Origin of the sequence: Paralysiella testudinis (genome assembly GCF_016894345.1) — a bacterium.
Classification (GTDB): Bacteria; Pseudomonadota; Gammaproteobacteria; order Burkholderiales; family Neisseriaceae; genus Paralysiella; species Paralysiella testudinis.
Map to the genome: position 1 here is coordinate 1,278,995 of NZ_CP069798.1, position 21,666 is coordinate 1,300,660.

The 21,666-nt window shown below is 53.5% G+C and carries 25 protein-coding genes and 1 pseudogene; 15 read left to right on the forward strand and 11 right to left on the reverse strand.

The window, feature by feature from the left end; all coding sequences use genetic code 11:
- The first annotated feature begins 6 nt into the window (after positions 1-6).
- From JQU52_RS06625 to JQU52_RS06645, 5 genes are all read left to right on the forward strand, one after another.
- The gene (locus tag JQU52_RS06625; protein WP_230340332.1) at positions 7-3,264 is read left to right on the forward strand and encodes an efflux RND transporter permease subunit; all 3,258 of its coding nucleotides are present in this window, start codon (positions 7-9) and stop codon (positions 3,262-3,264) included.
- Positions 3,265-3,271: 7 nt separating this feature from the next.
- Entirely contained in the window at positions 3,272-4,696 is a 1,425-nt protein-coding gene (locus JQU52_RS06630) for an efflux transporter outer membrane subunit (protein WP_230340333.1), read from the forward strand.
- A gap of 204 nt (positions 4,697-4,900) precedes the next feature.
- Positions 4,901-5,134, forward strand: coding sequence for a 50S ribosomal protein L28 (gene rpmB / locus JQU52_RS06635; RefSeq protein WP_230340334.1), 234 nt, complete (start codon positions 4,901-4,903; stop codon positions 5,132-5,134).
- 37 nt (positions 5,135-5,171) lie between these two features.
- Complete coding sequence (rpmG, locus tag JQU52_RS06640; RefSeq protein WP_230340335.1) at positions 5,172-5,327, forward strand: 50S ribosomal protein L33; 156 nt, start codon at positions 5,172-5,174, stop codon at positions 5,325-5,327.
- A 664-nt stretch (positions 5,328-5,991) separates the two neighbouring features.
- Positions 5,992-6,755, forward strand: a protein-coding gene (locus JQU52_RS06645; RefSeq protein ID WP_230340336.1) for an IS5 family transposase whose coding sequence is annotated in 2 segments (ribosomal slippage) — positions 5,992-6,247 and positions 6,247-6,755 — 765 coding nt in all. Because the reading frame shifts where the segments join, the coding sequence is not laid out codon by codon here.
- Positions 6,756-6,834: 79 nt separating this feature from the next.
- On the opposite strand, the gene JQU52_RS06650 is transcribed toward JQU52_RS06645, so the two are convergent.
- The 7 genes from JQU52_RS06650 to JQU52_RS06680 form a co-directional block, all read right to left on the reverse strand.
- Positions 6,835-7,389: a hypothetical protein gene (locus tag JQU52_RS06650; protein WP_230340337.1), complete on the reverse strand. Its 555-nt coding sequence runs from the start codon at positions 7,387-7,389 to the stop codon at positions 6,835-6,837.
- The gene (locus JQU52_RS06655; protein WP_230340338.1) at positions 7,389-7,526 is read right to left on the reverse strand and encodes a hypothetical protein; all 138 of its coding nucleotides are present in this window, start codon (positions 7,524-7,526) and stop codon (positions 7,389-7,391) included. Before JQU52_RS06655 ends, JQU52_RS06650 begins: the two co-directional genes overlap by 1 nt.
- Positions 7,527-7,592: 66 nt before the next feature.
- Positions 7,593-7,808 (reverse strand): major capsid protein, encoded by a 216-nt coding sequence (locus tag JQU52_RS06660; RefSeq protein WP_230340339.1) that lies wholly within the window; start codon positions 7,806-7,808, stop codon positions 7,593-7,595.
- Positions 7,809-8,046: 238 nt separating this feature from the next.
- On the reverse strand, positions 8,047-8,235 hold the full coding sequence (locus JQU52_RS06665) for a hypothetical protein (protein WP_230340340.1): 189 nt from the start codon (positions 8,233-8,235) through the stop codon (positions 8,047-8,049).
- A gap of 19 nt (positions 8,236-8,254) precedes the next feature.
- Positions 8,255-8,440: a hypothetical protein gene (locus JQU52_RS06670; protein ID WP_230340341.1), complete on the reverse strand. Its 186-nt coding sequence runs from the start codon at positions 8,438-8,440 to the stop codon at positions 8,255-8,257.
- Complete coding sequence (locus tag JQU52_RS06675; RefSeq protein WP_230340342.1) at positions 8,437-8,730, reverse strand: hypothetical protein; 294 nt, start codon at positions 8,728-8,730, stop codon at positions 8,437-8,439. Before JQU52_RS06675 ends, JQU52_RS06670 begins: the two co-directional genes overlap by 4 nt.
- Positions 8,727-9,008, reverse strand: coding sequence for a hypothetical protein (locus tag JQU52_RS06680; RefSeq protein ID WP_230340343.1), 282 nt, complete (start codon positions 9,006-9,008; stop codon positions 8,727-8,729). Before JQU52_RS06680 ends, JQU52_RS06675 begins: the two co-directional genes overlap by 4 nt.
- A 402-nt stretch (positions 9,009-9,410) precedes the next feature.
- Here JQU52_RS06680 and JQU52_RS06685 point away from each other — a divergent pair, with 402 nt between their 5' ends.
- From JQU52_RS06685 to JQU52_RS06700, 4 genes are read left to right on the forward strand one after another with little or no spacing between them, the layout of a single operon-like run.
- Positions 9,411-10,922: a glycosyltransferase family 39 protein gene (locus JQU52_RS06685; protein ID WP_230340344.1), complete on the forward strand. Its 1,512-nt coding sequence runs from the start codon at positions 9,411-9,413 to the stop codon at positions 10,920-10,922.
- Positions 10,919-11,890: a glycosyltransferase family 2 protein gene (locus JQU52_RS06690; protein ID WP_230340345.1), complete on the forward strand. Its 972-nt coding sequence runs from the start codon at positions 10,919-10,921 to the stop codon at positions 11,888-11,890. The genes JQU52_RS06685 and JQU52_RS06690 overlap by 4 nt, the downstream gene beginning before the upstream one ends.
- Positions 11,869-12,285 (forward strand): GtrA family protein, encoded by a 417-nt coding sequence (locus JQU52_RS06695; RefSeq protein ID WP_230340346.1) that lies wholly within the window; start codon positions 11,869-11,871, stop codon positions 12,283-12,285. The genes JQU52_RS06690 and JQU52_RS06695 overlap by 22 nt, the downstream gene beginning before the upstream one ends.
- Positions 12,282-13,067, forward strand: coding sequence for a ChbG/HpnK family deacetylase (locus JQU52_RS06700; RefSeq protein WP_230340347.1), 786 nt, complete (start codon positions 12,282-12,284; stop codon positions 13,065-13,067). Before JQU52_RS06695 ends, JQU52_RS06700 begins: the two co-directional genes overlap by 4 nt.
- A gap of 96 nt (positions 13,068-13,163) precedes the next feature.
- Here the strand turns inward: JQU52_RS06700 and JQU52_RS06705 are convergent, their stop codons facing one another.
- The 4 genes from JQU52_RS06705 to JQU52_RS06720 all read right to left on the reverse strand — a co-directional run bounded on the left by JQU52_RS06705 (position 13,164) and on the right by JQU52_RS06720 (position 15,398).
- A complete protein-coding gene (locus JQU52_RS06705) occupies positions 13,164-13,550 on the reverse strand; it encodes a hypothetical protein (protein ID WP_230340348.1) in 387 nt (128 codons plus the stop codon).
- Positions 13,547-14,443, reverse strand: coding sequence for a tyrosine-type recombinase/integrase (locus JQU52_RS06710; RefSeq protein ID WP_230340349.1), 897 nt, complete (start codon positions 14,441-14,443; stop codon positions 13,547-13,549). The genes JQU52_RS06705 and JQU52_RS06710 overlap by 4 nt, the downstream gene beginning before the upstream one ends.
- 81 nt (positions 14,444-14,524) lie before the next feature.
- The gene (locus JQU52_RS06715) at positions 14,525-14,941 is read right to left on the reverse strand and encodes a hypothetical protein (protein WP_230340350.1); all 417 of its coding nucleotides are present in this window, start codon (positions 14,939-14,941) and stop codon (positions 14,525-14,527) included.
- 4 nt (positions 14,942-14,945) lie between these two features.
- On the reverse strand, positions 14,946-15,398 hold the full coding sequence (locus JQU52_RS06720; protein WP_230340351.1) for an acyl-CoA thioesterase: 453 nt from the start codon (positions 15,396-15,398) through the stop codon (positions 14,946-14,948).
- A gap of 283 nt (positions 15,399-15,681) precedes the next feature.
- On the opposite strand from JQU52_RS06720, the gene JQU52_RS06725 reads away from it, so the two are divergent.
- From JQU52_RS06725 to JQU52_RS06750, 6 genes and pseudogenes are all read left to right on the forward strand, one after another.
- Positions 15,682-16,134: a universal stress protein gene (locus JQU52_RS06725; RefSeq protein ID WP_230340352.1), complete on the forward strand. Its 453-nt coding sequence runs from the start codon at positions 15,682-15,684 to the stop codon at positions 16,132-16,134.
- Between the two features lie 276 nt (positions 16,135-16,410).
- Positions 16,411-17,163: an SIMPL domain-containing protein gene (locus JQU52_RS06730; protein ID WP_230340353.1), complete on the forward strand. Its 753-nt coding sequence runs from the start codon at positions 16,411-16,413 to the stop codon at positions 17,161-17,163.
- Positions 17,164-17,296: 133 nt separating this feature from the next.
- Positions 17,297-18,142 (forward strand): IS982 family transposase, encoded by an 846-nt coding sequence (locus tag JQU52_RS06735; RefSeq protein WP_407947611.1) that lies wholly within the window; start codon positions 17,297-17,299, stop codon positions 18,140-18,142.
- A 762-nt stretch (positions 18,143-18,904) separates the two neighbouring features.
- Positions 18,905-19,220: pseudogene (locus tag JQU52_RS14860) on the forward strand (DUF192 domain-containing protein).
- 138 nt (positions 19,221-19,358) lie between these two features.
- Complete coding sequence (locus JQU52_RS06745) at positions 19,359-20,987, forward strand: ABC-F family ATPase (RefSeq protein WP_230340355.1); 1,629 nt, start codon at positions 19,359-19,361, stop codon at positions 20,985-20,987.
- Positions 20,988-21,112: 125 nt separating this feature from the next.
- Positions 21,113-21,649 (forward strand): NUDIX hydrolase, encoded by a 537-nt coding sequence (locus tag JQU52_RS06750; RefSeq protein ID WP_230340356.1) that lies wholly within the window; start codon positions 21,113-21,115, stop codon positions 21,647-21,649.
- Positions 21,650-21,666: the final 17 nt, after the last annotated feature.

Consider the following 21,666-nt stretch of genomic DNA (forward strand, 5'->3'; position numbering starts at 1 on the left):
GGCGTTATGGCTAAATTCTTTATCGACCGCCCCATTTTTGCCTGGGTGGTGGCGCTGTTTATTATTATTGGCGGGGTGGTGTCGATTACCCGCCTGCCGGTATCGCAATATCCCGAAGTGGCGCCGCCCACGGTGACCCTCAGCGCGGTATATGCCGGCGCCGATGCGCAAACCATGGAAGACAGTGTGCTGTCGATTATTGAGCGCGAAATGAACGGTGTGGAAGGCTTGGATTATATGGAATCCAAAGCCTTGTCCAATGGCACCGGCAGCCTCACGCTCACCTTCAGAACCGGCACCGATCCGGATTTGGCTCAAGTAGACGTGCAAAACCGCTTGTCCAGAGCCGAGCCGCGCTTGCCGGCTTCGGTGCGCCAAACCGGCGTGCAAGTGAGCAAATCGCGCTCCAACTTCTTGTTGTTTGCCATGTTCTCCTCCGATGATCCCAATATGGATACCGCTGCGATTGCCGACTATGTGGCACGCAATGTACAGCCGGAAATCCAGCGTTTGGAAGGCATTGGCGATGCGCAATTGTTTGGCTCCGAGCGTGCCATGCGCATTTGGCTGGATGCAGACAAGCTGCGTGGTTTGAGCTTAAGCGCCACCGATGTCAACACCGCTATTGCCGCCCAAAATGCGCAGGTGTCGGCCGGTGGTTTGGGCGAGCTGCCCAATAGTGCCGGGCAAACCGTGTCGGCTTCTATTGTGGTGCCCGGCCAGCTTAAAACCGTAGAAGAGTTTGAGAATATTGTGTTGCGTGCCAATACCGATGGCTCGGTGGTGCATTTGAAAGATGTGGCACGGGTGGAATTGGGCTCGCAAAGCTATAACACTTCTGCCCGCCTCAATGGCAAACCGGCAGTGGGCGTGGGCGTGCAGCTGGCCACCGGCGGCAATGCCTTGGCCGCGGCGCAGCTGGTGAAGGCCAAACTCACCGAGCTGGAAAAATTCTTTCCGGCAGGCGTGCATTGGACCATCCCCTACGACAGCTCCAAGTTTGTGAACATTTCAATTGAAAAAGTGGTGCACACTTTAATTGAAGCAATTGTGCTGGTGTTTTTGGTGATGTTCCTGTTTTTGCAAAACATCCGCTATACGCTGATTCCCACCATTGTGGTGCCGATTGCGCTGCTGGGCGCGTTTGCGGTGATGCTGCTTAGCGGCATGTCGATTAACGTGCTCACCATGTTTGCCATGGTGCTGGTGATCGGTATCGTGGTGGACGACGCCATTGTGGTGGTGGAGAACGTGGAGCGGATTATGGCGGAAGAAAAACTGCCGCCGCTGCAAGCCACCCGCAAAGCGATGACGCAGATTTCCGGCGCCGTGGTCGGCATTACCGTGGTGTTGATTGTGGTGTTTGTGCCGATGGCGTTTTTTGCCGGCTCCACCGGCAATATTTACCGCCAGTTTTCTTTGGTGATGGCGGTGGCAATTTTCTTCTCCGCATTTCTGGCCTTGTCGCTCACCCCGGCCTTGTGCGCCACCTTGCTCAAGCCGATTGAGGATGGCCATCACGAGAAAAAAGGCTTTTTCGGCTGGTTTAACCGCAAATTCAGTGCCGGCACCAAAAAATACGAATCCGGCGTGGCGCGTTTGCTGCGTCGCGGCGGGCGCATGTTGCTGTTGTATGTGGCTTTGATTGGCATTGGCGTGTTTGTGTTGATGCGTTTGCCCACCTCGTTTTTGCCCACCGAAGACCAAGGCTATGCCATTGCCGTGGTGCAATTGCCGCCGGGTGCCACCCAAGAGCGCACTTTGCGTACCTTCGAGCAGATGGAAGCCTTTACATTGCAGCAGCCGGAAGTGGAAAACATGGTGTCGGTATTGGGCTTTAGCTTTGCCGGCCAAGGCCAGAACATGGGCTTGAGCTTTATTACGCTGAAAGACTGGGCCGAACGCTCTGCGGCCGGTTCCGATGCCGGTTCAGTGGCCGGGCGCATTACCGGTGCGATGATGCAGCAAAACAAAGACGGCATGGTTTTTGCACTCACGCCGCCGGCGATTCCCGAATTGGGTACCAGTTCCGGCTTTAACTTCCGCTTGCAAGACCGCAGCGGCAAAGGCCACGAAGCCTTGCTGGCCGCGCGCAATCAATTGCTGGGCATGGCAATGCAGAGCAAGGTGTTAACCCAAGTGCGGCCCGACGGCATGGAAGATGCACCGCAGATGCGCATTGATGTCGACCGCGCCGCCGCCAGCGCCCAAGGCGTGAGCTTTGGCAGCATTGCCGGGGTGTTGAATACCGCGCTGGGCTCCAGCTATGTGAACGACTTCCCCAACAGCGGCCGTTTGCAGCGAGTGATTGTGCAGTCTGATGTGGCCGACCGCATGCAGCCGGAAGACATCCTCAAACTCACCGTTACCAATAGCCAAGGCCAAGCGGTGCCTTTGTCGAGCATGGTGCAAACCAGCTGGATTACCGGCCCGATGCAAACCGTGCGCTACAACGGCTATCCATCGATGGCGATTACCGGTAGCGCCATGCCCGGTTTGAGTAGTGGCGATGCCATGGCTGAGATGGAAAAACTGGCGGCCCAATTGCCCGACGGCTTTGGTTTTGAATGGACCGGCCAATCGCGCGAAGAACGCGCCGCCGGCTCGCAGGCATATATCCTGTATGCCTTCTCTATCTTGGCGGTATTCTTGTGTTTGGCGGCATTGTACGAAAGCTGGACCATTCCGGTGGCGGTGTTGCTGGTGGTGCCCTTGGGCTTTTTGGGCGCCGTGCTGGGTATTTTTGGGCGCGGCTTGGCCAACGATGTCTATTTCCAAGTAGGTTTGATTACGGTGATTGGTTTGAGTGCCAAAAATGCCATTTTGATTGTAGAATTCGCCAAAGACTTGCAAGCGCAAGGCAAAAACCCGTTTGAAGCGGCATTGGCGGCGGCACACTTGCGTTTCCGCCCCATTATCATGACTTCTTTGGCGTTTATCATGGGCGTGGTGCCGCTTTATTTTGCCAGCGGCGCTTCTTCAGCCAGCCAACGCGCCATCGGCACCAGCGTGCTGTGGGGTATGTTGGTGGGTACGGTGTTGGCGGTATTCTTTGTACCGATGTTCTATGCCGCCGTGCGCAGTTGGTTTCACCACAGCAAACGCCAAAATGAGCGCTTTGCCGCCCATTCTGCCGAAGCCGGGATGACGCCGGAATTGTGCGACCAATATGTGCAAGAAGCGGAAGCCGAATTAAGCGAAGAAGAAAAACGCGCCTTGCACCAAGCCGGGCAGCGCCGTGACCAACATGGAAACAAGGACTAAAAACAGAATGTTCGAAATCAAAAAAATCATGCTCGGCGTGGCCGCAGCAGCGGCTTTGTCGGCATGCAGCATGGCGCCCAAATACGCGCAGCCGCAAGTGGAAACCGGCCATTTCCCCGCCGTTTCAGGCAGCCTGAACCCCACCGGCCAAGTGGCGGCCACCCGTTTGGGCTGGCAAGACTATTTTGCCGATGCGCGCCTACAAACCTTAATCGCACTGGCGCTGGAAAACAACCGCGATTTGCGCGTGGCGGCCTTGAATGTGGAAGCGGTGCGGGCGCAATACGCCATTGCCCGCGCCGACCGCCTGCCCGCGCTGGGCGCCACCGGCACCGGCAATAAGGGCAGGATAGCGCAAGACTTAAGCGCCACCGGTCAAAGCTATATTACCGAATCGTATACCGCAGGCTTAGGCATTACCGCTTTTGAGCTGGATTTGTTTGGCCGGGTTAAAAGCCTGTCTGACAATGCGCTGAATCAGTATTTTGCGCAAACGCAAAACCGCGATGCCGCCCAAATTAGCCTGATTGCCACCGTGGCCAAAGCTTATTTTGCCGAACGCAGTGCGCAAGAGCGTATGGATTTGGCGGCAAGGGTATTGAAATCACGCGAAGAGAGCAAAAAGCTCACCGATTTGAAATTCAAATCCGGCGTGATTTCTGCCATTGATGTGCGCGTGGCCGAAACCCAAATCGAAACCGCCCGTGCCGACTATGCCGTGGCCGAACAAGCACGCACGCAGGCGCGTACGGCCTTGGCCTTGCTGATTGGCCAGCCGCTGCCCGATAATCTGCCGGCGGGTGCATCGTTGGATGCGCAATTTGTGAACGCCGAATTGCCGGTGGGCTTGCCTTCCGAAATCCTCTACCAGCGCCCGGATGTGCGTGCCGCCGAATTTGCCCTGAAAGGTGCCAACGCCAATATCGGCGCGGCGCGGGCGGCGTTTTTCCCGCGCATCACCCTTACCGGCAGCATTGGCAGCGGCAGCACCGAGCTGAGCGGTTTGTTTACCGGCGGCAACAGTACTTGGAGCTTTATGCCGCAAATCAGCTTGCCCATTTTTACCTGGGGGCAAAACAAAGCCAATCTGGATTTGGCCACCGTGCGCAAAAACATTGCCGTGGCGCAATACGAGCAAACCGTTCAGGCAGCCTTTAAAGATGTGGCCGATGCGCTGAGCGCCCGTGGCACCTTGCAGCGCCAATATCAGGCACAGCAAAACAGCGCCCGCGCCCAAGCCGACCGCTACCGCTTGGTGAACATGCGTTTTGCCCACGGCATTTCCAGCTCGCTGGAATTGCTGGATGCCGAACGCGACAGCTACGGCGCCCAACAAGCCTTACTGGCCACCCGCCAAACCTTACTGGAAAACCGCGCCGATGTGTATAAAGTGTTGGGTGGCGGCTTGCAAACGCAAACGGTAGCGCAGTAAGCATAAAGCGTGTTTGTTGAGATAAGGCTGCCTGAAAACATTTCAGGCAGCCTCAATTATAAATCCACTGGTTTTTTCTAAAAAACAACAATCCGCCCCGGTTTTGGCGATGCCGATGGATTTAATCTACGCCAAGTCTTGAGCCAAAACCGTTTTTCATGGTATAAATGCCGTTTTACGAATTCAGAAGTTTGGAGCCCCACCATGGCACGAGTATGTAAAGTGACCGGTAAGCGCCCGATGAGCGGCCACAACGTGTCACACGCCAACAACAAAACCAAACGCCGTTTCTTGCCTAACCTGCAATCACGTCGTTTTTGGGTAGAGAGTGAAAACCGCTGGGTGCGCCTGCGCGTTTCCAATGCCGCTTTGCGTACCATCGACAAAGTAGGCATCGACGTTGTACTGGCCGATTTGCGCGCACGCGGTGAAGCTTGATTATTCAAGCTGACACTTTGAATTAAAGGAAAACACAATGCGCGATAAAATCAAACTGGAATCTTCGGCTGGCACTGGTCACTTCTACACCACCACCAAGAACAAACGCAATATGCCCGGCAAATTCGAAATTAAAAAATTCGATCCCGTTGTCCGTAAGCACGTTATCTACAAAGAAACCAAATTGAAGTAAACGGGTTTCGCTTGTACACAAAAGCCTTTGCCATTATGGCAAAGGCTTTTTTTATGCTTTTTTAAGGCTGCCTGAAAAATGAATCGAATGCAAAAAACCGACTTATACACCTTATTATAGTGAGATGAAGAATAAAGATGCTACGTTAGGTGTCAAAAAATAAATAAAACAAACTTTGCATATTGTTGTTTTTATTGCTAATTATTTTATTTCTCGCTGTTGTATTTTTGCGCATAGGCGGGCGTTACCCTCACGGGTCGGGCTTGCATGCTGCGCACTCAACCAAATTAAGCAGATTGCTGCTTAATTTGTTTTCGCCGTTCCGGTGCTAATCCCTAACGCAAACGGGCTCATACCTGCTTTTATCAAACGGCTGCCCGGTTTTAAAGATATTGTAAGCAATAACAGCAAGCTTCCGCATGATCGCAGTAATAATCACCATCGGCCTTTTTCCGCGTTTTTTCATGTTGCCGATAAATTGCGGAAAACTGTTATGTCTATAAACAGCCATAGCAGACATAAACAGCGATGCCCTGGCTTTTCTGTGGCCATAGCGGGTTAGACTGCCGTTGTTAGGGTCTGTTCACAATTACTTGTCATACCCTTGAATAAAAAAGAAACGCAGGCATAAAAGGAAGTTCTCACACCCCCCAATACACCTGCGATGCCCCGTACACTACTCAAAGATGAACATTGGACGAAGCTGTTACCTATTCTGCGTGATTTGGGTATTTATAGCAAACCCAATTTGCGCAGAATTCTTGAAGGCATACTTTACAGAATAAGAACCGGCATACCGTGGCGGGATTTACCCGAGTATTTCGGCAAGTATCATACTGTTTATACCGCTTATAACCGTTGGTCAGAAAAAGGCATTTTTACTGCAATCTTGAAACAGCTCAGCCAAGAGAGTGACTCGGGTGGGTAGCCATAGACGGCAGTTATATCCGTGCCCACCAACACTGCGCCGCAGCCTCAGCGCTCAGTGCGCAAGAGGATCACGCAATCGGTATGAGCCGAGGCGGCAGAACCAGCAAGATTCATCTGGCTGTAGATGCTGCAGGCAATCCGGTTGAGGTTATCGTTACTGCGGGCAATATCCATGATGTCACCGTTGCACCGGAGCTGCTTGACAACATCAACCTTGCCGAAACTGAGTTGGTTAATGCGGACAAAGGTTACGATTCAGACCGGCTCAGGGAGCAAATAGAGCAAAGCGGTGCGAAAGCCAATATTCCCTATAAAAGCAATAGGGAAGAGAAAAATAAAGACATGGACTGGTATTTATATAAAATCAGGCATTTGGTAGAGAATGCCTTTTGCCGTTTGAAACATTTCCGAGCGATTGCCAGCCGTTACGATAAGCTGAAACGCAACTTCCACAGTACGGTTTTATTGGGGTGCATTGTGATGTGGCTACCTTTATGACAAGTAATTGTGAACAGGCCCTAGTATCATAAATGATTTTACTTATCATTACTAGGCATTACACAATATGCTAAAGCCCCTAATGAGCCATGTTTACAGTAGTATCCACAGCGGCCAAGTTGGCCTTAGGCTGGCCGCTCAGATTCATCACCGCACCGGAGCCGGTCAACTCCTGCAGCTGCTGCGGCTGCTGCTGCAATGGCTGCTGCTCAGGCTGCTTAAAGGGGTTAAACGGCAGGCCGTTCTCGACATATTTCCTGCAATCGGCCGGCGATATCTCTTTGATGACGGTGGCTTGGTCTGTGTAGCAGGTGCAGCCACTTTTACCGCCCTCTATGCAGGCTGCGACACGCTCGAAGGTGGTAACTTGTCTTACAGCATCATAAAGGGGCTTAGATTCGGGCTTTTCGGGGATTGTGGGCGCATACATGGCGGCGGTAAGGCTCTGGCCTACATACTGGCCTGATTGGCCGTTATGGGGCTGATTTTGGCCGCTGTACACTTGCCCATTCATCTGGCTGCCTCCCTCCACTGCTTGCTGTTGTTCTTCACCTGGAACATAGCGGTCTTTTAAGCCCAAGTAGACTTTGGCTCCGTAGCCGAGCAGTAGCGGCACGAACAGGATTAAAAACACTAGGCTTTTTGGTCTATGGTTTTAATGATAATGCCGACGGTAAAAACGGCAACATAGATGCCGATAACGAGCCAGCAGACTATGCCGAAGTCGTCCAGAATGGTGGCAAATTGTTGTTTTAAGACATCTACTATCATGGCTTTATCGCTTCAGTAATGGCAGGTTAACTAAAAAGGCGGCGGGATTCCCACCGCCCGTTTCGCTTAGCGCAGTACGCGGCGGATCATCATCAGGGCAAAAATGGCCGCGATAACGCCAATCACCAATGCGCCTACTTCCAGCGAATCGGTTTTGGCGGTGGCCAGTTCGGTTTTAATGCTTTCCGGCACTGCGGCCATGGCTGTGGTAGCCAGACCCATTAAGCCGCCGGCAGCGGCAAATTTAGCGCCGTATTTACGGCATATGTTCATTGCTTTCATTGCAATTCCTTTCAAGTAAGAGTGAGTGGCAACGGTTTAAAATATTCCGGCTGTTGCCTGTGCCGAAATGAGCTATTTCTTCAAGATGAAAATTATTAAAACAATAATAAACACAGCCATCGCAAGACCGAGCGGCAGGCCTGAATGGGGGGGGCGCTGACGTGTATAGCCAAATGGTGGGCTGTATTCATGGTATTGGTGGCCGCCTTGAGGGGTTTGTGACACGGGCGGCCGCGTGTCAATTCAATGTCCTAATTACGCTTTTTACGGTCAAATTGCCGTCACATTGATAAACATTCTTAGAAAGCAGGCCATAATTAAGGTGCACCAATTTGCAATTATGTTTTGCCAAAAAATCCTGCTGTTTCACAATCTCAAGGAACAGCCCAAAGGCCACAAGCAAGGCAATAATGATATAAATGCGCATGGATTTAATTCCCTTGTTATCACCGGGAGAGCTGCACAGCAGGCTCATACTGCGGTACGCCCCAGCGTTCTTCAAACTGACGCTCGAATTGCGCCATCGCTTCGGCATGCAACCGGGCGCGTTCCGCGCCCCGTTTGCTTGCCGAAGCCCTGGCTTTGCTTTTGGTTACAGATTCAATACGGGAATCAAGACTGCGAATACTCATTTATTCAAATCCTTTTCGTAATCTTGGTTCCATTGAGCACAACGGGCAGAAGCTCTGTCTTGAGCGTGTAACTTGGTGCGTTGCGGGAATTTGTGGTCAGTAACGGGATGATTCTCAGTGCTTAAGAGGTCTTTGCCGTGGTAATAACGGACAACGTAAGCAATCGGCACAGGAAAACCAACAACCAACATTTGGTAATGAAAACAATCGGGAGCGCCGTGTATTGGCGGCCAAGTGCTGACTTGGGCGGATTTGGTATTGCTAACAAACTTGCGGCGGCGTAGGTTCATAATTCACCCCGCTCGCGCATGGCAGCCAAGTCGGACGCTTTGACTTGCTCGTACTCAACTGTTAAAAAATCGGGCGTATCAACAAGCGGAATATCGGAATAGATGGGGACATTTGGAACGAAGCGGGCGCGGCTAAAAACATTACTTGAAATCTGAATAGAACCGTAACTTATCGGGAATGAATGAATACAAAAGGATTCAGACGGAGACAGATAAAAAAACAATGCTGGCGCAGGATGCTTGCAAACAACAAAGCATGGGTATTGACGTTGTGACATGATTAAAGCCCCTCAACTTTAAATTTAAATAAAGGGGCTTTAAAATTTAAAACAATTGAGATTTGTCAAGCCCCGACGTTATGGGAGACAATATATAAGTAGGTGGCCGCGCGGCCATGAAGCGCAAAGTAAAACGATGAGAAAACGCATGAAAACCACAGCATATTTTTAAAATAATTCGTTTCGTTTCCCATTCGACAATGACTGCATTACATTTCAGATAACCTTTGATCAGCAGAACTCCTGCCATTATTTATTTTGTTTAGGCTGTCTGAAACACAAATGAATTACCGAATCCGATTCGGCAATAACGGCTTGACCTTTCAGGCAGCCTTTAACACATAATAAGCACATGATTATTTCCGTTATCAATCCAATCCCAACCCCATTGCGATCTAAGTCATGAACCCACCCCGTTTATTCTCTTGGCGCCTGTTAAGCTGGCTGGCGCTGTATTTTGTGTTGTGGACGGTATTGCCGCTGTGGCTGTCTGCCAGCTATCCGTTGGATGTGGTGGAGGGCATTTATTGGGGACGCGAGTGGCAATGGGGCTATTACAAACACCCGCCTTTATCATCGTGGCTGTTGTATGGGTTTTATGCCGTGTTCGGCCATGTCGGCCCTTATTTACTTAGCCAGCTTGCCATTGCTCTGAGCCTGTGGCTGGTGTACCGCTTGGGGCGGCAGCTGATGTCGCCCCAGCGGGCGTTGTTGGGCAGTTTGCTGTTGCTGGCGGTGTTTTACTACACTTGGCCGTCGCTGGAGTTTAACCACAATATCGCTCAATTGCCGGTGTGGGCGGGCATTATCTATGCGTTTTATTTGGCCATTACCATCCAGCGTTGGCGCTATTGGCTGCTGTTTGGCTTGCTGGCCGGGGCGGGGATGTTGGTGAAATACACGGTGGCGATTTTGCTGCTGGTGGTGGTACTGTATTCTTTGCTGTCGCCGCAGCGGCGCTTGTGGCGCACGCCCGGGCCGTGGCTGGCGCTGCTGTTGGCATTGCTGGTGTTTTTACCCAATGTGTTGTGGCTGTGGCAGCATGAGTGGCTGCCGTTTACTTATGCACAAGCGCGTGCCGCCGAGGCCGAAAGCAGCGGCGGGCGCCTCAGTGCACTGGGTTTTTTGACCACGCAATTGCTAAACCACCTGCCTTTGTTGCTGATTTTGCTGGCCACCCGCACCAGTTTGAAAAGGCTGCCTGAAAACACCGATACCGCCGCGCTTGCCCTCCCCAGCGCACAGGGGCAACGCTTTTTGTGCGTGATGGGCTTGGGGCCGGCGGTATTGGTGGTGGTGTTGGGTTTGCTGCTGGGCATCGGCTTGCGTGATATGTGGGGCATGCCGATGTGGAGCTTGTCCGGCTTGCTGGTGGCCTCGTTGATACCGGCGGCGCGATTTGAGCGCCAGTATCCGCGCTTACTTAAAGGGCTGGCGGTGTGGCTGCTGCTGGCCACGGTGTTGATGGGCAGCTATGTGCAATGGGGCGGGCAGTGGCGCAACAAACCCTCGCGCATGGATTGGCCGCAAGCGGCGCTGGCGCAGCAGGCAAACAGCACATGGCAGGCGCTGAGCCGGTGCGGTTTAGACAATATTGCCGGCGACTACTGGCTGGCCGGTTTGGTCGCCACTTACCCATCTGAATCAGGCCAGCCTTCTGTGATGATTGGTGGCAATCCGGCCTATTCGCCGTGGATGAGCGCCGCGCGCCTGCAAAGCCACGGCAGCCTGATGGTGTGGCCGCAAGGCGAGGCGCCGCCGGTGCCGCTACTGGACAACTTACCGCCAAACAGCGGCTTGGTGGTGCGCGAAGGTGAATGGCAAATTGCGTGGCAAAAATTGCCGAAGCGCGCGCCATTGACGGTACAATGGCGCGCCTATATTCCCCAATCTTGTTTTAAGCCGCAGCCATGACCGAAAACTTGCCTCTTCATCCCGCTCCCGCCTTATCGGTGGTGATTCCGGCCTATAACGATGCCCAAGCACTCACGCTGTTTCTGCCTTCGCTGTGCGACTTTCTGGCCGCGCAGCCGGGGCAGCAAGAGATTGTGATTGTGGACGACGGCAGCCGCGATGCGCTGGCCGAGGTGTGCCGTGATTATGTGTCTAGGCTGCCTGAAAACACCGTGCTGCGGCTGATTCGGCTGTCGCGCAATTTCGGCAAAGAAGCGGCCTTGAGCGCCGGGCTGGCGCAAGCGCAGGGCGAGGCGGTGGTGATGATGGATGCCGACGGCCAACATCCGGTGGCGGTATTGGCCGAAATGCTGGCGCTGTATCGCAATGGTGCCGATGTGGTGGCCGCCATCCAAGCCGACCGCGCCCATGAAAGCCGCTTGGCGCGCACGCTCAAACGCCGTTTCTACCACTTTATGCAAGACACCCACCGCTACGAACTCAAACCCAATGCGGGCGACTTCCGCTTAATGCGCCGCAAAGTGGTGGATGCCTTGCTGGCCTTGCCCGAGCGGCAGCGTTTTATGAAAGGGCTGTATGCGTGGGTGGGCTTTAACACCGTGTATCTGCCCTTTAAGGCCGAGGTGCGTGCCGAAGGGCAGAGCAAATTCAACTACGGCAGCCTGTTTGAGCTGGCGCTGGTGGGCATTACTTCGTTTTCGCAAAAGCCTTTGCGCTGGATTTCGCGCATGGGCATGTTGGTGTCGGTATTTTCGCTGTTATACGGCTGCTATATCGTGGTGGATACGCTGTTTTTCGGGCGCGATGTGCCCGGCTGGGCCACGGTGGCCGCCGGGGTGATGTTTTCCGCTGGCTTGCAACTGATTTGCTTGGGCGTGATTGGCGAATACATCGGCCGCATTTATGAAGAAGTGAAACAGCGCCCTTTATATGTGGTGGATGAAACATGGCACAGCAAACACAAATAAGCCATCAGGCAGCCTGGTTTGTGCTGGTGGGCGCGGCAGCGGCGGCGGTGCATTTCGGCATATTGGTGCTGCTGGTGCAATGGGCGGGGGTGGCTCCGGCTTGGGCCAATGTGGCTGCCTTTGTGGTGGCCTTTTGCGTGAGCTTTAGCGGCCATTTCTGCCTCACCTTCCGCCACAGCGGCCAGCACCGTTCATGGTTGCGCAGCTTATGGCGCTGGCTGGCCAGCTCCGTGGGCGGATTTGCGCTGAATCAGCTGCTGTTTGTGGTTGGCCTCTACTGGTTTGGCCGCCATGCTTATGTGCCGGTGTGGCTGGCGGTAACCTTATTGGTTACCTTGGCGACTTTTGCGCTGGGTAAATTTTGGGCGTTTCGGCACACGGGCGGCACCGCATGAAACAAATCACGCTGAATGTAGACGACTTGGGGCTGGCGCCGGCGGTAAACCAAGCGGTATTGCGGCTGGCCGAAATGGGGCGCATCCAGTCTGCCAGTTTTATGAGTTTGGGGCGCATTGATGCCGACGAAGTGGCGCAGTTGCGCCAGTATGCGGTAGACATCGGCCTGCATCTGGATTTTACCGGCTTGGCCAAACAAGGCAGCTTAAAGCAGGTGATGTGGCGCTCATGGCGGCGCGCTTGGCCGAGCGCATGGCTGAGTGATGAAATCGCCCGCCAACTGGATGCGTATGAAAACCAAATCGGCGCGGCACCGGTGTTTGTGGACGGCCACCAACATGTGCACCAGTTTCCGCAAATCCGCGAGCAATTGTTGGCTGCCTTATTGCAACGCTACGGCAACCGAGTGATGCTGCGCAGCACGCGCCCGTTTGCAACAGATGCCAAATCACTGCTGATTTACACCTTGGGCGGGCCTACGCTACGGCAATTGGCGCACAGCCAAGCGCTAAAATTAAACCGCAGCTTTGGCGGTGCCTACGCCTTTAACGACGATATCGCCGCCCTGCGCCGGCGCTGGCAGAATTGGCTCGCCGCCGCGCCCGCCGCCGGTGCCGTATTGATGTGCCATCCGGCCATCGCGGCGAGCGGCTGGCAAGACGAAATCAAAGCCGCGCGCGAGCGCGAATGGGCGTGGTTGAGCGGCAGCGAATTTGCCGAATTGTGGCAACAGCAGCAATGTGCACCGCAATCGTGGGCGCAGATGGGTGATTTAAGTTGATTGGCGTGCTGATAAAGGCTGCCTGAAAACCGATGTTGCTTCTGTGTTATGGCGAAGGTTTCAGGCAGCCTTTGATAAACAAGTGCGTATTTTCAATTATGTATTGGGATAGGCAAAAAACGCCGCCAGCACAGCGCTGCCGCAAGGGTGAGCAAAACCAACCAATGGATGCCACCCAGTGCGATGAGGCTGCCTGAAAGAATGAGGGTGGCGATAGCCAAAGTGATGGCGATGGCACGTGCGCGCATTTTTTGTGCCGGTAAAGGCCGCAAGTCGCCACAGAATCAATGTGCTTAAGCCGAAAATGGTGATGGCCAACAAGGCGCTGAGCAACAAAATAATACCGCCCCATATGGCGACGATGCCGCCGCCGGCATCAAACCAATCCAGATACACTAAATTCATCAAAAACAGCAACACCAAAGCACTGCCGCCACCCACAGCGGCAAAGGCGGCCAGATGGCCGGGTGCAGGGGTGATCATGGTGTTTTCTTTCTTTTGGCACGCGGATGAGCGCTGTCGTATACTCCGGCCAAATGGTTGAAATCAAGCTGGGTGTATTGCTGGGTGGTGCTCAGGCTGCTGTGGCCGAGCAATTCTTGTACGGCGCGGATGTTGCGGGCGTTTTGCAGCAGGTGGCTGGCGTAGCTGTGGCGCAGCATGTGCGGTGATAAATGGCGGTCGCTGCCGTGTAGCAATGCCCATTGGCGCAGGCGGTTTTGAATTTGGCGGCTGCCCAAGCGCCGCCCTAGGCGGTTGGTAAAGAGGGCGGTTTCGCCGTTGGCGGCCAGGCGTTGTGGTAGGTATTGGCGCAGGGCGGCGATGCTGTGGCTGCCCAGCGGCACTTGCCGCGCTTTGCGGCCTTTGCCGAGCACTTGTACCCAGCCTTCGTTGAGTAGCACATCATCCATGTTCAAACCGGCCGCTTCGCTTACGCGCAAGCCGCTGCCGTAGAGCAGCTCGAAAATGGCTTGGTCGCGCAGGCTGAGCATGTTTTGGCTGTGGGGCTGGTCAAGTAGATGATTAAGCTGCTCCGCCGGCACCGCTTTGGGCAGGCGGGCGGCGGCTTTTGGGGCTTTGAGGTTGAGGCTGGGGTCGGCATCAATCAGGCCGTGTGCCAGCAAATGGCGGAAAAAATTGCGCCAAACGCTGAGTTTGCGTGCCAAGCTGCGCGGCTGGCAGCCTTGGGCGCTGAGTTTTTTTAGCACCGCCACCAGTTGCAGCCGTGTGGGCGTGTGGCTGATGTTTTGGCTGGCCAAGAGGGCTTGCAGTTGCTGCAAATCACGCCGGTAGGCCGCCAGCGTATGCGCCGATTGGCTTTGCTGGGCGCGGGTGTTTAAAAAGGCATCCAGATGATGCCAAGGCGGGGTGGGCATGTTTCAGGCTGCCTGAAAGGGGTTTGATAAGCGGTTGGATTTTTGTGTGCGGTTACGGCATGCCGCCTAATTGCACCTAACTTACGCTTGGCTGGCTTCAATCGCCAAATCGGTTAAATCCATTTGCCACTGGCGCATAATGTGCTGGAATACGGCCAGCTCGGCATTGTTGAGCGCATGGTCGCCCTTGCACACGCTTAAGGCGGTGGCCAGGGTGCGGATGCGTTCGTTGTGCTGGTTGACTTCGGCCAGCAATTGGTTGATGCGCGCGGGCTCCAGTAGGTTGATGCGCTCGGCACCGCTGTTGTCGGCGGCGATGTCTTCCAGATAGTGTTTGAGCACCATCATAAAGTCGTGCTGGCTTAAGCCGCAGCTGGTGAGGATTTTGGCCAAGCTTTCGTGATCCAGCTCGCTGGGGTCGATGTCGCTGTCGGCCAGCAAGCACATCACGATAATGCGTGCCATGGCTTCAGGGCTGTTGTGTAAATAGGCTCTCATGGGTTTATTCCTGTGAAGGTTGTGAAGGTATCGGGGCGGCCACGGCTTGGATAAAGGCCGGCGGCGTTTGGGCGATGGTTTGCTCGGCATAGTTAAAAAACACCATGCCGTTTTTAACGCAGGCAATGGCGGCATCATCGCTGATTCGCTTGATTTGGTAAATCAGGGCGAAACCGGCGCTGCCGATGTCGCTCACGCCGATGTCAAAGCGCAAAACATCGCCGTAAAAAGCCTGGCCCTGAAAGCGGATGGCGGCATCGGCCATAATCAGCCCGACACCGGCCACATCCATTTCGCTAAAGCCCAAGGCTTGCAAAAAGCGCAGCCGCGCTTCGTGGCACAGGCGCAGCACGGCATCGTTGGCCAGGTGGTTGCCGTAGTTGATGTCGCCGATTTGTACGGCAATGTCGGTATGGAATACAAAGGTTTCAGGCAGCTTAATCTGAACGCGGCTCATGGGGTTTGCCCTGTATCAAGGTTGGTGCGGCGATGGTAGCATTTTTTGTGCACGATGGCAGGGTGGTTTTCTATTGGTGGGTAATTTGTGCTAAGCTTTCCACATGAGTCATACCAATTCTACAAAATAACCTAACCGCGTTGGCTCGCCTTGCCGTACTACTTGTACTGTCTTCGGCTCGCCACCTTGTTATATTATTTTGTAGAATTGATATCAGTTGCGTTGTCCACCGTTTGGCGGCGGCGTGTTATCTCACATTCAACACCCACAAAGGAGAGTGACGATGTACCAAAAAATCATGGTGCCGGTAGACGACAGCCAGGCTTCTTTGCGTGCCTTAAATGAGGCCATCAAAATGGCCAAACTCAGTGGTGCCGCATTGCGTGCCGTGCATGTGGTGGATTTGGCGCAATTCAGCTGGGGCGGCACCGGCTATTTGCAGTCGGATGAAGTACGCAAGGCGATTGCCGCCACCGGCGAAAAAGTGCTGCAACGCACCCGCGAGCAATTGCAGGAAAACGGCATTGAAGCCGAAACCGCCATTTTGGAAAGCGCGGGCGACAAGGTGGCCGATTTGCTGGTAAACGACAGTAAGGCCAACGGCGTAGACTTGCTGATTATGGGCACCCACGGTTTTTCCGGTTTGATGCATTTGCTGATGGGGTCGGTGGCTGAAGGCGTGTTGCGCCAGGCCGAAATTCCGGTGATGTTGTTGCGCGTGCAAGATGATGATTAACGTGGTTTAATAGTGTAAATGCATTGCCCGCCCGGCATCATGTCGGGCGGGCTTATTGGCTGTTCAGGCAGCCTGAGATGGATTGATTTTCTTCATGCCGCCTTTCAGGCAGCCTGAGATGGATTGATTTTCTTCACGCCGCCTTTCAGGCAGCTTGAGATGGATTGATTTTCTTCACGCCGCCTTTCAGGCGGCCTGGGCTGGATTGATTTTCTTCACGCCGCCTTTCAGGCGGCCTGAAGATGGCAGTTTTGTATCCCGATTAAGGAGTTGATAATGGCGGAAAATACAGGCAAGTCTTCGTGGCTGGTGCTGGGCATGTTGCTGGCGGTGGGCATGGTGGCCGCCGCCTTTGTGCTGGGCACCCAGTTTAAAAATTTCCGCCAGCCGGGCACCATTACTGTGAAAGGGCTGGCCGAGGCTGCACATCAATCGGACATGGCTGAATGGCAAGTGGGCGTGTCGGTGTGGGGTGAAGATTACGGCGCCGCCATGAAGCGGGCGCAGGGCGAAATCAAATCTTTGCAGGCATTTGTGACCCAACAGGGCTTTGTGGCCACCGATGTGCGCAGCAACCCTTTAAAAATCGAGCGCTACCGCGAAGAATACCGTGACGAAGAAGGCCATTACCGCACCCGCGATAACGGCTACACCGCCAAACAAACGCTCACGGTAAGCAGCCGTGATTTGCCGCGCATCCAAAAAGCGCTGGCGGCGCTACAAAACCTGAAAGCGCAAAACGAAGCCTATACCTTTGAGCAGCCGCAGTATTTGCTGAGCAATCTGGAAACCATTAAACGCGACTTGATTGCCCAAGCCACCGCCGATGCGCAAGTGCGAGCCGAGGAGTTTGCCAAAAGCGGCAACACCAAAGTGGGCATGATGCGCAGTGCTTCGCAAGGTGCGTTCAATATCTTGTCGGCCACCAGCACCGACAACGACGATAGCGATTACGGCGGCACCTACAATAAAGACACCATCGACAAAAAAGTGCGCCTAGTGGTCACGATTGAATACGGTATTGATTAGATTAAAAGCCGTTGCTTAAATCAAAAAACCATTACCCTGCTCTCAACTAAAAGCCGAACCGTAGTTGCAAAAGAAAGGACATTGCTCTAAAACCTAAGTATTCGACCAAGAATCCACAGGTTAAGGAAGAACAATGTCCCAAGACGATTTTATCATCACCACCTATTTGCTCGTCGATAAATTTTATCGTCAAGTGGTGACAACAAAGCTGCGTAAGAAAGGCTTTGAACCGGCATTAAGCGATGTGGAAATCATCACCATCCAGATCGTGGGTGAGTTTATGGGTTTGAATGATGATAAAAAGATTTGGTACTTCTTTAAAAACAACTTATCAGACTGGTTTCCAAAATTGGGCTCATACGCTAACTTCTGTAAGCATTGCGCCAACCTTTGGCAGGTTCACCATAAGATTACCCAAAGTCTGGTGGTCCAATACAACACAGACCGGCAGTATTCGATAGACGGATTTCCCATACCTGTTTGTCGGTATGCCCGCGCCCATCGGCATCGGCGTTTCAAAGCTGATGCGGCATTTGGTTATTGTGCGTCAAAAGCCGAACGTTATTATGGCTTTAAAGGGCATATCGTAATCAACGCAACCGGCTTGATTACCAATTTAACATTTGCTGCGGCCAATGTGGATGAACGGGATATGGTTGCCGAGATAACTGACAATATCAAAGGATTGTTGATTGGCGATAAAGGCTATATACGCCCGGATTTGAAAGAAGAGTTGGCAAGTAGAGACATTGATTTACAGACGCCGTTAAGAAAGAATATGGCGGATGTACGTTCGAAAGAGTGGGTTCAGTGGCTTTGCAAAAAGCGCAGAAAAGTAGAAACGGTGATTAGCCAACTTACCGAGCGTTTTAAAATCAATGCGGTAAAAGTAAAAGATCTTTGGCATTTGAGCCACCGGGTGATATGCCAATTGGCAGGAAAGCCTTCGCTTCAATTGGAGTGGATTCAGGAAAGTTGAGAGCGGGGTAACCATTGGTACACCCAATAAAGGCTGCCTGAAAGTAAAGCTTCTGTGAAGCTAAAACTTTTCAGGCAGCCTTTTTACGATGTCAGTGGCAATAATGTTAAATTTAAAAATAAACTTAACTGCGTAATAAAGCGCAGCCATTTACAACTATTTTGTTCAGGCTGCCTGAAACGAAAAATCCGTGCAGCCTTCCCTTGGCGCAGCCGAATCGGAGCGGATTTTAGCGGAAGAGGGGTGCGCGATGTTTGAGCGCAGCGAGTTCGCACCCGCCGCTAAAATTCGTGGAGATGAGGGTAGTTTGCGCAGCAAACCTGCAACCGGGGTCGCCTTTTTTTGCTTACTTTATTTGGCGAAGCAAAAAAAGTAAGTGGCCGCGCGGCCAGAAAGCGCAAAGTGAAATGATAAGCAACGAATACAAGAATACAGCCCATTTTTTTAAATGATTCACTTCATTTTAATTTTTTGCCAATGGATTACCGAATTAAGTTCGGTAATAAGAGTGTTACATTTCAGGCAGCCTTAGATAAGTGGGTGCGTAACTTCAGAACTTAAGCTGGCCAACCGGCCATTAAAAGGAAACGGAATATGCACAAACCAATGCCACGCGCACTGCTGCCCTTGCTGCTACTGCTGACGCTTGCAGTCCATGCCAGCGATGCCATGCGCTGGGTGGCGCTGGACGGCCGCCGCTACACCGTTGAGGTGGCCGCCACGGTTCAGGCGCGCACAACGGGGCTGATGTATCGCCAATCCATGGCCGCCACGCACGGCATGTTGTTTGTGCACTCAGTGGAAGCACCGCAGGTCTACTGGATGAAAAACACCCGCATGGCGCTTGATTCTGTATTTCAACCGTGCGCACAAGCTGGTCTCGCAACAGCGCAACGTGCCGCCATGCCGCTTGGGCGACCAATGCCCGCTGTACCCGAGCCAGGCGGCGGCCTTGTATGTGCTGGAGTTAAACGCTGGTCAGGCCGAGGCGCTGCAGCTGCGCGACGGCGCGGAGCTTAAATTCGGAGCGGGCATTCCCTTGCGGCATCCGATAATCATCAATCCGCCAACCCAATAGTGAACCTGAGCGATTCGATAAATGCCCCAGCAACGACGCTGTCAATACAAGGCTGCCTGAAACTTTTCAGGCAGCCTTTTTATAAGCGCCTATGGTAAAATCCGCCCCTATTTATCTCTTTATTTTGGAAATATTCCCGTGATCAGCACCAACAACATCACCATGCAGTTCGGCGCCAAGCCCTTGTTTGAAAACGTGTCGGTTAAATTTGGCGGCGGCCACCGCTACGGCCTTATCGGCGCCAACGGCTCCGGCAAATCCACCTTTATGAAAATCCTTGGCGGCGACTTAGAGCCCACCTCCGGCGAAGTGGCCATCGACCAAGGCTTGCGCTTGGGCAAATTGCGCCAAGACCAGTTTGCCTACGAAGACATGCGCGTACTCGATGTGGTGATGATGGGTCACAGCGAAATGTGGGCGGCCATGGCCGAGCGCGACGCCATCTACATGAACCCGGACGCCACCGAAGACGACTACATGCACGCGGCCGAATTGGAAGCCAAATTTGCCGAATACGACGGCTACACCGCCGAAGCGCGCGCAGGCGAATTGCTCAGCGGCGTGGGCATTGCCGAACATCTGCACAACAGCAGCATGAGCGAAGTGGCGCCCGGCTTCAAACTGCGCGTGCTACTGGCGCAAGCCCTGTTTTCCAAGCCTGACGTACTGCTCTTAGACGAGCCGACCAATAACTTGGACATCAACACCATCCGCTGGCTCGAAGGCGTGCTCAACGGCTACGAATCCACCATGATCATCATCTCGCATGATCGCCACTTCCTCAACGAAGTGTGCACCTACACCGCCGACGTCGACTACGGCGGCATCACCCTCTACCCCGGCAATTACGACGACTACATGCTCGCCAGCGCCCAATCGCGCGAACGGGCGATGAAAGACAACGCCAAAGCCAAAGAAAAACTGCAAGAGCTGCAAGAGTTTGTGGCGCGCTTCTCGGCCAATAAATCCAAAGCCCGCCAAGCCACCAGCCGCCTGAAACAGGCCGACAAAATCAAAGCCGATATGGTGGAAGTGAAGCCCTCCAGCCGCCAAAACCCCTATATCCGTTTTGAATACGACGACAAGAAAAAACTGCACCGCCAAGCACTGGCCGTAGAAGGCTTAAGCAAACGCTTCGACAAAACCCTGTTTAAAAACCTAAGCTTTATGCTGGATGCGGGCGAACGCCTGGCCATCATCGGCCCCAACGGCGCTGGTAAATCCACCCTGCTCAAACTCTTGGCCGGAGCCTACAACCCCGCTTACGGCGAAGGCATCGCCGCCGATGCAGGCAGCATCAAATGGGCGGAAAAAGCCGAAGTGGGTTACTACCCGCAAGACCACGAAAACGACTTCGACACCGCCATCACCTTGTCCGACTGGATGCGCCAATGGGGACAAGAAGGCGACGACGAACAAGTCATCCGCGGCACCCTAGGGCGGCTGCTGTTTGGCAGCAACGAAGTGGTGAAAAACGTGCAAGTGCTCTCCGGCGGCGAAAAAGGGCGCATGCTCTACGGCAAGCTGATTTTGCAAAAAACCAATGTACTGATAATGGACGAGCCCACCAACCACATGGACATGGAAAGCATCGAGTCGCTGAACATGGCGCTGGAAAAATACCCCGGCACCCTGATTTTTGTCTCCCACGACCGCCAATTTGTGTCGTCACTGGCCACCCAGATTATCGAGCTAGACGGCGAAGGCGGCTTTGAACACCATCTGGGCGACTACGAAGGCTATCTGGCCAAAAAAGGGCTGGTGTAATCATAAAAAAGGCTACCTGAAAGAGATAACACTTTTCAGGTAGCCTTTGGGTTTGATGGGGCATTATGAAGCCGGAGCTGCCTGAAAAAAATGGCAAAATAATTAACCGTATGATTGGAAGCAGAATGAACCTCACCGAAACCCAAATCAGCAGCGAGCCCATTTTCGAAGGTACATTCCTCGATATCCACCGCGACACCGTACGCCTGCCCAATGGCAAAGAAGCCAGCCGCATCGTGGTGCGCCATCCCGGCGCAGCCTGTGTGTTGGCGCTCACCGCCGAGCAGCAAGTGGTGTTGGTGCGCCAGTGGCGCTATCCCTTGGGCAAGCCCGTATTGGAAGTGCCGGCGGGCAAGCTGGACATGGCGGGCGAAGACCCGGCGGCCTGTGCTTTGCGCGAGCTGGCCGAAGAAACGCCTTATGTGGCGGACACAGTGCGGCTGCTGCACACGTTTTACACCGCCCCCGGCTTTTGCAATGAAAAAATGTATCTGTATCTGGCCGAAAATGTACAGCCGGGCAGCACGCTGGCGGCAGACGAAGACGAATTTGTGGAAACCGTATTGCTCAGCCGCGCCCAAGTGCAGGCCGCTTTGCGCGATAATCAGATTGAAGATGCCAAAACCTTGATTGCCTTGCAATACTGGCTATTAAACAGCTAAAAGGCTAAACAGCTAAA